We start from the raw sequence: 14826 nt of genomic DNA, 5'->3' as shown, positions 1-14826 counted from the left end.
CCGTCATGGTCGAGCGCATCCAATGGACTCCGCGGTCAGGACTGTCGTGCGATGTGCGGCGCTGAACGGAACCCGCAAAATGTGCGGCGAAAAAGCAGGGAGCCGGTGTGATTTGCTACAGGGACGGCGGACGATTGGCCGCACATGGGAGACAGCAGGCCGCAACGTCGCCGACCGGCCCCCGACCTGCGTCGTCCCCGCGGCGCGATGATGCTGCTGGGACGGCCATTTCATACCGCGGCCGGGAACACCGCACGGCCCGCCTTGCGTTGACCTAGTGTGCATGTACCTCTTTAAAATGCGTAAACTGCGGCGATCATCTCTTGGATGAGGGTGCGGCTCGAGGACGAAACTGAATGACCATGGCCGAACAAACGCCCTCCGGAAGGGCGCTCGGGCTTCCACACCCGGGCGAGATTCTGGCGGGGAAGTACGTCGTCGAAGCGGTCCTTGGCGTAGGGGGCATGGCTGTCGTGGTTGCCGCACGCCACATCGAACTCGACCATCGCGTTGCTCTGAAGATCCTTCTGCCCAGGTATCGTTCGAACGAAGAGGTGGTCGCACGCTTTCGCCGCGAGGCGCGTGCAGCGGTGAAGATCAAGAGCGAGCACGTTGCACGCGTGCACGACGTTGGTGCACTCGACGATGGCGCTCCGTGCCTCGTCATGGAGTTCCTCGAGGGGCAAGACTTGGAGACGCTTCTTGCGGACCAAGGGCCGCTCCCTCAGGAGACGGCCGTCGATTACCTGCTGCAGGCGTGTGAAGCACTCGCCGAAGCGCACGGCCTCGGCGTGGTGCATCGCGATCTCAAACCGGCGAACCTTTTCCTCGCGCAGCGCTCCGACGGAAAGCCCATCATCAAGCTGCTCGATTTCGGGATCTCCAAGGTGGGCGGCGTCGAGCTCACGCGAAGGCGCTCGTCGTTCGGAACGCCGCATTACATGTCGCCCGAGCAGCTCATGGCCTCGGGCGAGGTCGACTATCGCTGCGACATCTGGTCGCTCGGCGCGATCTTGCACGAGCTCATCGCCGGCAAGCCGCCGTTCGACTCGGAAGACTTGGTGGAGCTGCAGCAACTCATCAAACAGGGCACGCCGCACAAGCTCACCGAGGAAGTGCCCTCGGCGCCGCACGCACTCGAGCAGGTCATTCTGCGCTGTCTGGAGAAGGACGCGAAGAAGCGCTTCGATAGCATCTCGGCGTTGGCGGAAGCGCTGGGGCCCTTCGGCTCGAGCGAGTCGGCGCGTCTGATGGTGGAGCGCGTGAAGGGCGTCGCCGCGACGGCGAAAAACCGCATGGCGGTCACGGATTCGCAGCAGCGGCCCGCCGTCGATGGCGCGGCCGTTGGCTTTTTGCCCATGGCTGGGGTGGGGCCGGTCATGACGGCCACCGACGCGATGAAAGCCTCGTCCCGCTCAGGGACGACGGACGATCGCAGCGAGATCCCCATCGGTCCGCGCACGGCCATCGCAAGCGCGGTCGCACTGGCCCTGGTCGCTTTGGCGGGCCTCTATGGTATCGCGCATTACCGGACGAACACGGCGCCACAGACGGACACGGGGGTTGCCAGAGAGAAGCCGGTCGAAGCGACACCGACGCCACCCACGACGGCCGTGTCTGCCGTGTCTGCCGGACCTGCTGCGCCCTTGGCCGATGGTGCCGTCGTCTCTCCCTGGGGAGTGACCGGCTCCACGGCAGCGGCCTCGAACCTCAACGCCGCCGCCGCGCCTCACGCAGCGGAGGGCCCGCCCTCTGCGACGGCGACGAAGGCGCCCTCCCCGAAGAAGCGCTCCAAGTCACGCTCCTCTTCCGAGCGCTGAAGGTTCGAGAGGTTCGAGAGCAGCGCGATTACAAATCGATCTGCGTTCCCAGCTCCACGACGTGGTCGTGCGGGATGCCGAAGTAGCGCGTTGCCGGCTGCGCGTTGCGGGAGAGAAACGCAAAGAGCATCTCTTGCCAGCGCCCCATCTTGCCGCTGCCGCTGGCCAGGAAGGTCTCGCGGCCGACGTAATACGTCATGTGACTGAAGTCGACGGGGACCCCGCATTGCGCCGCAGCCTCGTGCAAAATCTCGGGCACGTTGGGCGCTTCCATGAAACCGCAACGCGCGACGACGCGGTAGAAGCCCTCGCCGAGATCCTGCACCTCGAGGCGCCGATCCTCGTCGGACACGGGCACGTGCTCCGTCACCACCGTGAGGAGAATCACGGTGTCGTGCAAGACGCGGATGCGTTGCGCATGGTGAAAGAGAATCGGCGGAACGCGACCCGAGTTGGAGGCCATGAAGATCGCCGTGCCCGGAATCCGCGCCACCAGCCGATTGTGCAAGCCGGCCAGGAACTCGTCCATCGGCGGCGAGCGCTTCACGATGTACTCGGCGAGCAAGCTCCGTCCAATCTTCCAGGTGAGCATGACCGAGAAGACGGCCGCGCCGAAGATGATGGGCACGTAGCCACCCTCGAAGAGCTTCAACAGGTTGGCGGCGAAGAACGGAATGTCGAAGCAGAGGAAGAGCACCACCAGCGGCAACGCCTTCCAGCGCGACCAACCCCAATTGCGGCGAACCACCACGTAGTAAACGATGGAGGTGATGCCCATCGTGCCGGTCACCGCGATGCCGTAGGCCGCCGCCAGCGCGGACGACTTCTGGAACTGCAGCACCACGATGAGGCACGCCACCATGAGGCCCCAGTTGATCTGGGGGATGTAAATCTGCCCTTCCGTCTCGTGCGACGTGTGCTTTACCGTCACGCGCGGAAAGTAGCCGAGCTGCACGGCCTGGTGCGTGAGCGAGTAGGCTCCCGAGATGAGCGCCTGCGACGCGATGATCGACGCCATGGTGGAGAGCGCAACGAGGGCGTACGTGAGCGGGCCGGTGGGCAGCTGGGAGAAGAACGGATTCTCGAGCGCCTCGGGGTGCGAGAGCACGAGTGCACCCTGACCGAAGTAGTTCACCACCAGGGCAGGCATGGCGAAGAGCCACCACGCCAGGCGAATGGGCCGGGTTCCGAAGTGCCCCATGTCCGCATAGAGCGCTTCACCACCGGTCACGCAGAGCACGACGGCGCCCAACGTCACGAAGCCGTGCCAGCCGTGGTGCAGGAAGAAGCTCACCGCGTAATGCGGAGATAGCGCCTGCAGCACCGCCGGGTACTCCACGATGTGGTACGCGCCGAGGCCAAACAGCGTGGCGAACCACACCACCATGATGGGCCCGAAGAAGCGCCCCACGTCCGCGGTACCGCGACGCTGGATGTAGAAGAGCCCGATCAGGATGGCGCACGTGATCGGCACGACGGCGCGCTTGAGCCCAGGTGCAGCCGTCTCCAGACCTTCGACGGCGCTGAGCACGCTGATCGATGGCGTGATGATGCCGTCGCCATAGAGGAGCGCGGCGCCAATGAGGACGAGCACCGCCACCCAGCCGACCTTCTGTCCCTGCGGGGCGCGCAACTTTTCCGGCACCAGTGCAAGCAGCGCGAGGATGCCGCCCTCGCCATGGTTGTTCGCCCGCATGATGAAGGTGAGGTACTTCACCGTCACCACCATCGTGAGGGACCAGAACATCAACGAGAGGAGCCCGAGGATCCCCGCTTGCGTCGCCGGACCGCCATGCTCGGCCGTGTGCACGCACTCGCGCAATGTGTAGAGCGGGCTCGTGCCGATGTCGCCGAAGACGACACCGAGCGCAGCCAACGTGAGCGCGCGAACCGATGCGCCACGCTCGGGGTGCTCTTTATCGAGCAACCCCAAGTCTGCCAACGAGTGGATGCTCCGCGATGGAGGACGATGACTGCTGGGCGGCCGCTGCGCACTGGGATTGGAAGGGGCCGCGGCTGTGGGAGCGGACATTGAGAGCTACGCATTATGGGCAGAGCCGCCCTGAACGCAACTGGGCTACTCGAGACCGAGCCGAACCGCGTTTCACATCTTGACGTTGGCGGTGAACGGAGGCTCCCATGCCGACGAACGAAAGGAGAGCCCGCGATGGCCCAAGAAGACCTGAAAGTAGAAGATCTGAAAGTCGGCGAAGGTGCAGAGGCGAAGGAAGGACAGAACGTCACCGTTCACTACGTCGGCACGCTCACCGATGGGAAAAAGTTCGACAGCTCGCGCGACCGCGGCCGCGGATTTTCGTTCAATTTGGGCGGCGGCAACGTGATCAAAGGATGGGATCTCGGTGTCGCCGGCATGAAGGTCGGCGGCGTTCGCAAGCTGACGATCCCACCGGATCTCGCATACGGCGCGCGCGGCTTTCCGCCGGTGATTCCGCCCAACTCGACGCTCGTCTTCGAGGTCGAACTGCTGGGAATCGCCTGACAGCACGCTGACGGATCTTTCCCCCTCCCGATCCCGCTCCCGCTCCCGAAATGAACATCGGGAGCGGGAGGGGGATCGGGAGCGGGTTTGCTTTGCGCAGTACAGACGCACAAAACGCGAAAGCGGGGCACGCTCGATGAACGGCGCGCTCCGCTTTCACTTATTTTCGCGGGTTATCGATGAACGAGAATCAAGCTCCCAAAACGCGGACGTTCTCGGCGAGGAGACCCTTGGGTCCCTGCTTCACTTCGAACTCCACCGGCTGGCCCTCGGCCAGAGTGCGGAAGCCGGATGCCTGGATGGCGCTGTAGTGGCAGAAAACGTCGTCGCCGCCGTTGTCCTGCTTGATGAATCCGAAACCCTTCGCCTCGTTGAACCACTTCACAGTTCCAGTTGCCATCTGCTGTCTCTCTGTTCCAACTTCGCCCGGGCTTGAACTTCGACCATCGAACCCAACGTGCCCAACGAAATCGAGCCGATAGATAAGATTCCTGGGTCCGAAAGTCGAGCCAGATCAGAACGAGAGGGCCTGAAACACCCGACGTTCCGTGTCCCGACGCTCCCCGACACCTGATGGATGTTACCGGGGCCCCGGTTTGTAATCTGTCTTGACAGCGACAAAGGCCCTATAAATGCGGTACGATGGTCGGTTTTGTAACGCAACTGGTAAGGTAAGGGCGCATCTTTCATGAGACTTGTCCGTATCGCTATCGTGAACGTCAACACGACGGTCGGTGCCGTGAGGAGCAACGTCGACCGCGCATTGGAGTTCACCCACTCGGCCGCCGACGAAGGCGCCACCTTGATTGCGCTGCCGGAGCAACTGATCGGCGGCTACATGCAGGAAGATCTCGTGCAATGGCGCGCATTCGTGGATGCGCAGCGGCGCGAGCTGGATCGCTTTGCTTACGAGACGCGCAGCCTTGGCGCGACATCCGTGCTCGGCCTCACCGTCGCGCGCGGCAGCCACCTTTACAGCGTGGCGGCCCTCGTGCACGGCGGAAAAGTGCACGGCCTCGTGCCCAAGGAAAAGCTGCCAACGTACGGGGTTTTCTACGAAAACCGCACCCTGGCACGCGGCGCCCCAGGCCTTTGTGACGACTTGAACGGTGTGCCCTTCGGAGACCTCGTCTTCGACATGGACTTCGGCACCGTCGGCATCGAGGTGTGCGAGGACATTTGGTCCCCGGACGGGCCCATGCGCCGCCGCTGTTACGCCGGCGCGGAGATCATGGTGAACGTGTCGGCGTCGCCCTTCCGTTTGGGCGTCGAGGCCACGCGCCGCGAGATCATCAGCACGCGCTCGTCGGACAATCAATGCACCGTGGTCTATGCCGCGCTGGTCGGGGCCAACGATGGCTTGATCTACGACGGCGGCGGTTACGTCGCGCAGAACGGACGCATGCTGCACGTGGCGCCGCGCTACCGCGAAGGCTTCACCTGCGTCACCGTCGATTTGAATCGAACGCGACGTCTGCGCGCCGAGAACACCACGTGGCGCATGGACCAGGAGACCTTCGAGGAGGCGAACGCCGCACGCGTACGTCACGTGCACCACGTGAAGGTGGACGTGCCCACCCGCGGGCGCGAGGCGCTTCGTTATCCCGGCCCGCCGCACAAGAGCTTCTTCTTGCCCGAGCCCTCCGAGCCGCGTTCCGCGCGTACGGACTTCTGCGAGGACCTGCTGGACGCCCTGGCGCTGGGCATCGGCGATTACTTCGAGAAGACGCGCGCGTTCAAGACCATCGGCGTGGCCCTCTCCGGCGGGCGCGATAGCTTGCTCTGCTTGATGCTCGCGCACCGCTACCTCGCGCGCCGCTTCCGGGACGATCCGCAAGCGGAGAAGCGCATCGCCGAGATCTTGCGCGCCTTCTTCATGCCCACGCGCTACTCGTCGGCCGAGACGCGCGCCGCCGCGGAGGCCGCGGCGAAGGAGCTCGGTGTGCCGCTGGTCATCAGCAACATCGACGACGCGTTCGAACACGAGCTCGCGGCCGCGAAGGGCATGCTGCAACCGGGTGAATCGGTCACGCAGCTCACGAAGCAGAACATCCAGGCGCGCCTTCGCGCCGAGCGCATGTGGAGCTGGTCGAACAGCGCCGCGGGGCTCTTCCTGCAGACGAGCAACATGAGCGAGAAGGCCGTGGGGTACACCACCATCGGCGGCGACATGGAGGGTGCCCTCTCGGTCATCGCGAACGTGCCGAAGACGGTGGTGAATTACCTTCTCGACTACCTGTTCGAGACGACGAAGTCGGAGGCCATCCGCCTCACCTTGATGAAGCCGGCCAGCGCCGAGCTCGCGGACGACATGGAGGACGAGCGCGATCTCATGCCCTTCCCCGTGCTCGATGCCTGCTTCGCGCTCTACGCCGGCGAGAAGATGAGCATCCCCGAGGTCGTCATCGCCCTGCGATCCATCTTCCCCGACGAGAACCCCACGCAGCTGGAGACCTGGGCCACCAAGTTCGGCCGCTTGTTCACGCAGTCGATCTACAAGTGGGTGCAGACCCCGCTGAGCCTCCACGTGGGCAACCTCGACCTCGAGCGCGAACGCGCCCTGCAACTCCCCGTGGTCCAATCCACCGAGTGGACATAGTCGCCACGCAACGGCAGCGAGCGCTAGTGCCACAACCATGGCACTTTGCCTCAATAAGAGAATTCACATGAAGGCGGGAAGGCGGGAAGGGTTTGAGAATTGCCGCGCATCGCGCGAAACGAAATTCCTAAAACCTTCCCGCCTTCCCGCCTTCATGTGAATCTCTCTGGGCTCGATCCTCGCATCATGAACGCGCATGGACCTGCAAGAGAGCGCGTACGCCAACGGCAAGGCTGAGACCGAGTCCGATGAGGAGGAAAGCAGTCTGCTCAAGTTCGCGAGCAAGCTCACGCCGGACAAAATCGCGGAGTTTGCGCGAGACCTTCCCGAGATCGTCGAACGCGAGGTGAAGGAAAATCCCTACCGCACGCTCGGCATCGCCGCTGGCGTCGGGTTTGGTGTCGGGGCCATCGTGGGCTCGAAGCTACTTCGCACGATGCTCCTCGCCACGGGAGGTATCCTTGCCAGTGAAATGGCGCGAGGTCGCATCAAGCGGCTGATCGACGATCTGGTGGACGAGGTGAATCATGAGTCCAACGGGGAAAAGAAACGCGAAGGCTTCTGACTCGTCGCCGGATCCGGTGACGTCGATCGATCCGCCAGGGCCATCGACACCAGCCGATCGCGGCGAAGAAGACTCGCTCGAGCGGCACACCACACCGGGATTGGGCCCGCTGTCCGCCGCCACCGCGCCTTCGAAAACGGACGTAACCGACGGTACGGTCAGCCCTCCCGCAGACGATGCATCGCTCGAAGGCGAGGTCGAAGCAAGCATCGCTTCCGCTCCCTCGACGGACGACGATCGTGAAGCTCTGCGCGGATTACCCTAGCCGAAGAACAAATATTTCCCTACGCCTGCCGAATGCGGTTTCACGACGCAGTGTCCACCTCGTCGTCCCTCGCATCACGTTACCGTGACGTGCGGCAGGCGACGTCCGCGCTCGCCGCCCCACTTGGACCGGAAGATTGCACAGTGCAATCGATGCCCGACGTGAGCCCGACGAAGTGGCACCTCGCGCACACCACGTGGTTCTTCGAGACGTTCGTCCTCGGCCGTGCGAAGCCTGCTCGCGCGACCTACGATGCGCGCTACGGGCTGCTCTTCAATTCGTACTACGAGGCGCTGGGCGAGCGGACACCACGCGGTCAGCGCGGGCTTCTCAGCCGGCCCACGCTGCAAGAGATCGTTGCCTACCGCGAGGCCATCGACGAAGAGATGGACGCGATGCTCGCGCGCGGTGTCGACGCCGACGTGGCCGCGGTGCTCGAGCTGGGACTGAATCACGAGCAGCAGCACCAAGAGCTCATTCTCACGGACATCCAGCACGTGCTCGCGCAGAACCCGCTTCGTCCGCGTTACACGCCGCCGCCGCCGGCGAGCACGCGTGATACCGCGCGTCGCGATCGCCCGCCGCTCACGTGGCATGACGAACCCGAAGGCCTGCGCTCGATCGGGCATGAAGCAGGAACGGGACCTGGGACCGGCAACGATCTTTTCGCCTTCGACAACGAAACGCCACGGCATCGTCTTTTCGTTCCCGCATTCTCCATCGCCTCGCGTCTGGTCACGTGCGGCGAGTACCTCGACTTCATCGAGGACGGCGGCTACTCGCGGCCGGAGTTCTGGCTCTCCGACGGCTGGGCTGTGCGAACGAAGGAAGGCTGGGAAGGGCCGCTGTACTGGGAGAAGCAAGAAGACGGCACGCACCTCACGTTCTCGCTCCACGGCACGCTCGCCATCGATCGCGGCGCGCCCGTGGCCCACGTCAGCATGTACGAGGCGTACGCGTACGCCGCGTGGGCCGGCGCGCGTCTGCCCACGGAGGCCGAATGGGAGATCACCTCCGAGCGCTGTACCATCGCGTCGGGCCACTTCGTCGGGTCCGGCCTTCTCGTTCCGCGCCCCCTCGCCCATCGAGCATCGAGTGAAAAAGGTCCGCATCAGATGTTCGGCGACGTCTGGGAGTGGACCGGCAGCGCCTACGCACCCTATCCAGGCTTTCGGCCGCTTGCTGGAGCGCTCGGGGAGTACAACGGCAAGTTCATGTGCAACCAAATGGTCTTGCGCGGAGGCTCATGCTTCTCGCCGGCGAGCCACTTGCGGCGCACGTACCGCAATTTCTTTCCGCCCGGCGCACGCTGGCAAATGACGGGCATCCGTCTTGCCAAAGACCTGCAGACCTGACCTGAACAAGCCTGACGAGAGGACTGCGCATGAAGACGACGAGCATCGGCCCGTTCACGCTCTACGACTACGCTCCGACCCGCGAAAGCTCGTTCCGTACCGAGGTTCTGCACGGCCTTTCGCAGAAGAAAAAGGCCATTCCGTGCAAGTTCTTCTACGACGAACGCGGCTCACGCCTCTTCGACGAGATCTGCGAGCTCGACGAGTACTACCCCACCCGCACCGAGCTCGCGATCCTGCGCACGTACAATCGTGAGATTGCGCGTGAACTCGGCGCGCGTCCCCTGCTCATCGAACTCGGGAGCGGAAGCGGCAACAAGACGCGCCTGGTGCTCGATTACCTCGACGACCCCGCGGCGTACGTGCCCATCGACATCGCGCGCGAGCATCTCATCTCGTCCGCGGCGCTCCTGCTCGACGCCTACGCCGATCGCGGGCTCGAAGTTCTACCCGTATGTGCAGACTACACGCAGGACTTCGACATCCCGCGCGCCCGGCGCCCGACGCAAAACCTGGTGTTCTACTTCCCCGGCTCCACCATCGGGAATCTCTCGCCGGAGGAGGCCATTCGCTTTCTCGCGCACCTTCGGTCGCTCGCGCGCGGCCCGTGCGCCTTGCTCCTCGGCGCGGATCTCAAAAAGGACCGCACCGTTTTGGAGCTCGCGTACAACGACCGCGCCGGCGTCACGGCCGCGTTCAACCTCAACGTGCTCACGCACATCAACCGCGAGCTCGGGGCCGATTTCAACCTGGACCGATTCCGCCATCGCTCCTTTTACAACGAGCGCGACGGCCGCATCGAAATGCACCTGGTGAGCACCTGCTCTCAAATCGTGCGCGTCGGCGACGTGACGATTCCGTTCACCGAGGGAGAATCCATCCTCACCGAGCACTCGTACAAATTCAGTGCCGACGATATGACGCACATCGCCACGCGCGGCGGTTTCCGGGTCGATCGCGTCTGGACCGACGAAAAGAGCCTTTTCAGCGTACAGCTTCTGCGTTCCGCGTGACGGCCACCCCTGTCTGGCGGGTGGCGAGCGGCTCCGTCGTCGAAGAATGATGAGCAGATGACCGATTCGTGACAGAGCCGCACGTATGGTGCCGGCATGACGTTACAAGCTGCCGGCATCGAGAGTCCGGCTCCTGTCACCGAAGCTGCCGAAGATCCTTCGCTTAGCCGCATTGCCTGGATCACCAGCATTCCGTTCTTCGCCGTTCACGTGGCCGCCGTCGCGGGCGTGTGGGCGCTCGGATGGTCCTGGAAAGGGTTCTTGCTCGCCGTCGGCTTTTACTACCTGCGCATGTTCGGCATCACCGCCGGCAACCATCGCTACTTCGCGCACCGCACGTACAAGACGAGCCGTGTGTTCCAGTTCGTGCTGGCCTTCATCGGCACCTTGAGCGTGCAGAAGGGCGTGCTCTGGTGGGCGGCGCACCACCGGCTGCATCACAAATTTTCGGACAAGCCGGGCGACATCCACTCGCGCAAGCTCAATGGCTTTCTCTGGTCGCACGTGGGCTGGATCCTCGCCCGCAAGTACGACGAGACGGAGTGGGACCAAATCCGCGATTTCCGAGCCTACCCCGAGCTGGTCTGGCTGAATCGCTGGCACCTCGTGCCCATCACCGCGTTCGCCGTCACCCTGTACCTCACCTTGGGTTGGTGGGGCCTCGTCTGGGGCTTCTTCGTCTCCACGAGCTTGCTCTGGCACGGCACCTTCACGATCAATTCGCTGGCGCATTGGATCGGCCGCCGCCGCTACACCACGACGGACGACAGCCGCAACAGCCTGCTCCTCGCGCTCATCACCTTGGGCGAAGGCTGGCACAACAATCATCACTACTACCCGAAGGCCGTGAACCAGGGCTTCTTCTGGTGGGAGATCGACGTCACGTACTACGTGCTGCGCGTGCTCTCCGTGTTCGGCATCGTCTGGGATCTGCACACCCCGCCCGCCAAAATCCGCGACCGCGCGCCGATCGCGTCGCGGGCGGCCAGGGTTGAGGGTTGAGGGTTTAGGAAGAGGCCTCGTTCCTCTCCCCCCTAAACCCTAACCCCTAAACCCTACACCCTTCTCCCATGCTACATTTCCCCCGATGGTCATCATCCGTCGGGCGCTCGAAGAAGACCTTGCGGGCATAGCCGCACTCGCCGCGAGGCTCGTTCGGTATCACCACGACCTCGACCCTTTGCGTTTCATGAATGTGCCGGACGCCGCCGATGGCTACCGGCACTTTCTACGTGGGGAGATGCGCTCGGGTGACACGGTCATCCTCGGCGCGCTGCGGGAGACCGAAGCGGGGATGAGCGTCGTCGGCTACACGTATGCCCGCGTCGAGCCGCGCAATTGGAACGACCTGCTCGATCGCTGTGGCCGGATCCATGACGTGTTCGTGGCCGAGGACGAGCGGCGGCAAGGCATCGCGCGCAAGCTCCTGGCGGAGACGATCCGCCACCTCGAGGAGCTGGGCGCCCCCCGCATCGTGCTGCACACCGCCATGTACAACGGCGAGGCCCAAGAGCTGTTCACGTCCTTCGGCTTCCGCACGACCATGCTGGAAATGACGCGCGAGACGCAGCAACGGGCGCCGCGCCGCAGCACCTTCCCGCCCCCCGAGTCCTGACCGGGGTTCAAGGGTTCACACTTCTTAACCGAGGCGCGCGGATCCCGTTAACGAACCGACCCGACCATCTCCCTCACGCGAAGCGACGCGCAGATGAAGCGCGCAAAGAAGGGAGATCGCGATGATTGGTTTCGTCATTGGCACACTATGCCTCGTTGGGCTCGTAAAGGTCCTCCGTCGAGGGCGCTATTACGCCGGCCCGTATTACGCCTTCGGCGGCGGTTGCGGAGGGCATCACGATTACAGCGGCGGCTACGGCGGGGGCGGCGGCGGCTACCGCGACCCGTGGCGCCGTGATTCCTGGCAGTTCGACGACGAGCCCCGCTGGCAACGCCGCGGCGGTTTCGGCCCGCGCTTCGTCTTGCGCGGCCTTTTCGAACGCCTGCAAACGACGCCGGGGCAGGAAAAAGCCATCATGCAGGCCCTCGACGACCTGCGCGCGGCCGGCCGGGGCATCCGCGAGGAGATGCGCGGCGCCCGCTCCGAAGTGGCCACCGCCATGCGCGGTGAAAGCTTCGACGAGGTCGCGCTCGGCGGCGCCACGGCGCGGGTCGAACACGGCATCGACACCATGCGCAAAGCCGGCATCGACGCGTTTGCCAAGATCCACGGCGCACTCGACGAGCGTCAGCGCGCCCAATTGGCCGACTGGCTCGAACGCGGCCCCGGCTTTGGCCCCTTCTGACCAAGCCCCTTTTGAGCAGGAAAGGACTCGCTCCCCATGCACTTCATGCACCCCGTCAATCGAAGAATCCTCATTGCCGTCCTCGCCCTGGGCACCGTCGGCGGATACAGCCTCGGCTTCGCAAGCCTTCGCTGCCACAACCACGCCCGCCGGGCTGCCTTCGAGCAGCACATTGCCCAAGTCTGCGTCGACGCCGCTCGGCAGGCGAATTGATGCCGCTTCTGTCGTAATCTTGTACGAACCTGCCAATGCCGACCCGCGTCCTACTCATCGATGACGACGTCCGCCTGTACGAGCTGCTCGCGAGCTACCTGGAGCAAAACGGCTTCACGGTGACCGCCGTTTCGGACGGTCCCCAAGGGCTCGCGGCGCTCGGCAACGGCACCTTCGACGCGGTCTTGTTGGACGTGATGATGCCGGGCATGGACGGCCTCGAGGTGCTGCGCCGCATCCGCGAAAAGAATCGCATCCCGGTGCTCATGCTCACCGCCAAGGGCGACGAGACCGACCGCGTCGTGGGGCTCGAAATCGGCGCCGACGACTACGTCCCCAAGCCGTTCAGCCCTCGAGAGCTCCTCGCCCGCCTGCGCGCCGTCCTGCGGCGCGCCGCACCGGATGCCATCGACCAGCGCATCCGCGTCGGCGACATCGCCATCGAGGTCGGCTGCCGGCAGGTTTCCTTCGGCGGCAAACCCGTCGACCTCACCGGCGTCGAGTTCGACATTTTGCTCGCCCTCGCGCGCAGGCCCGGACGCGTCGTCGCCCGCGAAGCCTTGCTCGCCGAGGCGGGCCGCGGCGACGTCACCGTGGGCGACCGCACCGTCGACGTGCACATCTCGCATCTTCGGCAGAAACTCGGGGACGATCCCAAATCGCCGCGCCTCATCAAAACGGTGCGCGGCGTCGGTTACGTTCTCGCGAAGGATCTCGTGTGAGACGGCGAAGGCGCCCGCCGAGCCGCGAGGCCATCCAGCGCTGGCACCGGCACTGGCACAAGTTCGATCCGCGCTACTTCGGCCTGCGGCATCCCTTTCATCGCGTCAAGTTCCAGTTCTTACTTCAGCGGCGCATCTTTCTCTGGTTCGGGCTCACCATCCTGGCCAGCGGCCTGTTCGTCGGCGTTTCCACGCGCTTCTTCACCAGCGGCCAGGGTTGGTCCGCCGACGTGGATCACGCGCGCACCTTCCTCGCGCGCCGCTACGCCGAGGTGTGGAACGATGCCGACCAGCGCTCGCGCCTGGCGCGCGCCACCGCGCACGATCTGAACATGAACCTGGTGGTGCGCGACTCTTCGGGCCACGTGCTGCAGTCCATCGGCGCGCAGTGCAAGAAGGCCTTCGACGTCCCCATCGTCAGCGACGACGGGGAAGCGCTGGGCAAGGTCACCCTTTGCGTGGAGCACCACGCCTTCGGCAAATCGGTCCTCATTCCGTTGTGCGTCGGGCTTCTCGTGGTGTGGGCCGCATCCGGTCTCATCGCCCGCCGCGTGGCGCGGCCGATCTACCAAGTCGCGCTCGTGGCCGACGACATCGGCCGAGGACACTTCTCGAGCCGCACGCGTCTGCCGCTGCACGATCGCGGCGAGATGGGCCTGCTGGCCGAGGTGCTCAACGACATGACGGTGCGCATCGAGAAGCAACTCGCCGATCAGCGCGCCTTGCTCGCCACCGTATCGCACGAAATCCGTACACCGCTTGCACGCATGCGCCTGCTCATCGAGCTGGGTCGCAGCGCTGCCGAGCAATCCACCGAGACGGATGGGCAGGGATGCCCGGCGCTCGACGAGCTCGATCGCGAGGTCGTGGCCATCGATGCCTTGGTGAGCGATCTCCTTGCGGCCTCACGCATTGACTTCGCGGCGACGAAACCCGTGACGATGGACGCCACCGAAGTGGCAAAAGAAGCCATCGAACGCGCGAGCGTCGCGCCCGAGAAGCTCGTCGTCGATGTGCCGCACCTCGAATTCCGGGGCGACCCAACTTTGGTGGCGCGAGCGGTCCACAATCTGCTCGAGAATGCAGAGCGTCACGCCGGAGGTGTCGCGATGTTTCACGTACATCGAGACGGAAACTTCGTCGCCTTCGATGTCGAAGACGATGGACCTGGTTTCGCACCAGGGGAGGCATCGCAAGCGTTCGAACCCTTTTACAAAAACCCGAGAAATCAGGCTGCGAGCGCGCGATCTTCCGGCCTCGGCCTCGCGCTCGTGAAGCGCATCGCGGAGGCACACGGCGGTCGGGCCTTCGCAGAGAATCGCGCCCAAGGCGGCGCGCGCGTTGGGGTTCGTTTCAAATTGGTAGGGCAGTAGGCTCCAAATCGTTCGCCTAAAGTGGCGAGTTGAGTACCGCGCACGCAACTCCTTCGCTAAGGTGTCCAGTATCGCCAAGATGGAAAACATTGTTTCGCCCG

Annotated in this window: 15 protein-coding genes; 13 read left to right on the top strand and 2 right to left on the bottom strand. The window is 64.4% G+C overall.

Annotated elements, in window-relative coordinates:
* Positions 1–362: 362 nt before the first annotated feature.
* Positions 363–1820, top strand: coding sequence for a serine/threonine protein kinase (locus tag LZC95_09080; protein ID WXA96987.1), 1458 nt, complete (start codon positions 363–365; stop codon positions 1818–1820).
* A 28-nt stretch (positions 1821–1848) separates the two neighbouring features.
* On the opposite strand, the gene LZC95_09075 is transcribed toward LZC95_09080, so the two are convergent.
* Positions 1849–3852, bottom strand: coding sequence for a KUP/HAK/KT family potassium transporter (locus LZC95_09075; GenBank protein ID WXA96986.1), 2004 nt, complete (start codon positions 3850–3852; stop codon positions 1849–1851).
* A gap of 135 nt (positions 3853–3987) precedes the next feature.
* Between LZC95_09075 and LZC95_09070 the strand changes: the two genes are divergently transcribed.
* Positions 3988–4320 carry an FKBP-type peptidyl-prolyl cis-trans isomerase gene (locus LZC95_09070; GenBank protein WXA96985.1) on the top strand — a complete coding sequence of 111 codons (333 nt, stop codon included), beginning with the start codon at positions 3988–3990 and terminating at the stop codon, positions 4318–4320.
* A gap of 190 nt (positions 4321–4510) precedes the next feature.
* On the opposite strand, the gene LZC95_09065 is transcribed toward LZC95_09070, so the two are convergent.
* Positions 4511–4720, bottom strand: a complete 210-nt coding sequence (locus LZC95_09065; protein WXA96984.1) for a cold-shock protein — start codon at positions 4718–4720, stop codon at positions 4511–4513.
* Between the two features lie 288 nt (positions 4721–5008).
* Here LZC95_09065 and nadE point away from each other — a divergent pair, with 288 nt between their 5' ends.
* From nadE to LZC95_09010, 11 genes are all read left to right on the top strand, one after another.
* Complete coding sequence (gene nadE, locus LZC95_09060) at positions 5009–6919, top strand: NAD(+) synthase (protein WXA96983.1); 1911 nt, start codon at positions 5009–5011, stop codon at positions 6917–6919.
* Between the two features lie 196 nt (positions 6920–7115).
* Positions 7116–7484 carry a DUF883 C-terminal domain-containing protein gene (locus LZC95_09055; GenBank protein ID WXA96982.1) on the top strand — a complete coding sequence of 123 codons (369 nt, stop codon included), beginning with the start codon at positions 7116–7118 and terminating at the stop codon, positions 7482–7484.
* Positions 7485–7500: 16 nt separating this feature from the next.
* Complete coding sequence (locus tag LZC95_09050; protein ID WXA96981.1) at positions 7501–7749, top strand: hypothetical protein; 249 nt, start codon at positions 7501–7503, stop codon at positions 7747–7749.
* Positions 7750–7781: 32 nt separating this feature from the next.
* The gene (egtB, locus tag LZC95_09045) at positions 7782–9104 is read left to right on the top strand and encodes an ergothioneine biosynthesis protein EgtB (GenBank protein ID WXA96980.1); all 1323 of its coding nucleotides are present in this window, start codon (positions 7782–7784) and stop codon (positions 9102–9104) included.
* A gap of 29 nt (positions 9105–9133) precedes the next feature.
* Positions 9134–10117 (top strand): L-histidine N(alpha)-methyltransferase, encoded by a 984-nt coding sequence (egtD, locus tag LZC95_09040; GenBank protein WXA96979.1) that lies wholly within the window; start codon positions 9134–9136, stop codon positions 10115–10117.
* 117 nt (positions 10118–10234) lie between these two features.
* Complete coding sequence (locus LZC95_09035; GenBank protein ID WXB00312.1) at positions 10235–11119, top strand: acyl-CoA desaturase; 885 nt, start codon at positions 10235–10237, stop codon at positions 11117–11119.
* Positions 11120–11204: 85 nt separating this feature from the next.
* On the top strand, positions 11205–11732 hold the full coding sequence (locus LZC95_09030; protein WXA96978.1) for a GNAT family N-acetyltransferase: 528 nt from the start codon (positions 11205–11207) through the stop codon (positions 11730–11732).
* A 121-nt stretch (positions 11733–11853) separates the two neighbouring features.
* On the top strand, positions 11854–12417 hold the full coding sequence (locus tag LZC95_09025; GenBank protein WXA96977.1) for a periplasmic heavy metal sensor: 564 nt from the start codon (positions 11854–11856) through the stop codon (positions 12415–12417).
* A gap of 36 nt (positions 12418–12453) precedes the next feature.
* Positions 12454–12630 (top strand): hypothetical protein, encoded by a 177-nt coding sequence (locus LZC95_09020; protein WXA96976.1) that lies wholly within the window; start codon positions 12454–12456, stop codon positions 12628–12630.
* A 35-nt stretch (positions 12631–12665) separates the two neighbouring features.
* Positions 12666–13352, top strand: coding sequence for a response regulator transcription factor (locus LZC95_09015; protein WXA96975.1), 687 nt, complete (start codon positions 12666–12668; stop codon positions 13350–13352).
* Positions 13349–14725: a HAMP domain-containing histidine kinase gene (locus LZC95_09010; protein ID WXA96974.1), complete on the top strand. Its 1377-nt coding sequence runs from the start codon at positions 13349–13351 to the stop codon at positions 14723–14725. The genes LZC95_09015 and LZC95_09010 overlap by 4 nt, the downstream gene beginning before the upstream one ends.
* Positions 14726–14826 lie beyond the last annotated feature (101 nt).

This window comes from Sorangiineae bacterium MSr12523 (assembly GCA_037157775.1).
GTDB classification, from domain to species: Bacteria; Myxococcota_A; Polyangia; order Polyangiales; family Polyangiaceae; genus Pendulispora; species Pendulispora brunnea.
Note: the sequence above shows the minus strand (reverse complement) of the source record. Positions and strands in the feature narration are given on the sequence as shown.

Bases quoted from the DNA above. Each gene is read 5' to 3' on its own strand.
- LZC95_09080 (WXA96987.1), top strand. From the start codon at position 363: ATGGCCGAACAAACGCCCTCCGGAAGGGCGCTCGGGCTTCCACACCCG.
- LZC95_09075 (WXA96986.1), bottom strand. From the start codon at position 3,852: ATGTCCGCTCCCACAGCCGCGGCCCCTTCCAATCCCAGTGCGCAGCGG.
- LZC95_09070 (WXA96985.1), top strand. From the start codon at position 3,988: ATGGCCCAAGAAGACCTGAAAGTAGAAGATCTGAAAGTCGGCGAAGGT.
- LZC95_09065 (WXA96984.1), bottom strand. From the start codon at position 4,720: ATGGCAACTGGAACTGTGAAGTGGTTCAACGAGGCGAAGGGTTTCGGA.
- nadE (WXA96983.1), top strand. From the start codon at position 5,009: ATGAGACTTGTCCGTATCGCTATCGTGAACGTCAACACGACGGTCGGT.
- LZC95_09055 (WXA96982.1), top strand. From the start codon at position 7,116: ATGGACCTGCAAGAGAGCGCGTACGCCAACGGCAAGGCTGAGACCGAG.
- egtB (WXA96980.1), top strand. From the start codon at position 7,782: ATGCGGTTTCACGACGCAGTGTCCACCTCGTCGTCCCTCGCATCACGT.
- egtD (WXA96979.1), top strand. From the start codon at position 9,134: ATGAAGACGACGAGCATCGGCCCGTTCACGCTCTACGACTACGCTCCG.
- LZC95_09030 (WXA96978.1), top strand. From the start codon at position 11,205: ATGGTCATCATCCGTCGGGCGCTCGAAGAAGACCTTGCGGGCATAGCC.
- LZC95_09025 (WXA96977.1), top strand. From the start codon at position 11,854: ATGATTGGTTTCGTCATTGGCACACTATGCCTCGTTGGGCTCGTAAAG.
- LZC95_09020 (WXA96976.1), top strand. From the start codon at position 12,454: ATGCACTTCATGCACCCCGTCAATCGAAGAATCCTCATTGCCGTCCTC.
- LZC95_09015 (WXA96975.1), top strand. From the start codon at position 12,666: ATGCCGACCCGCGTCCTACTCATCGATGACGACGTCCGCCTGTACGAG.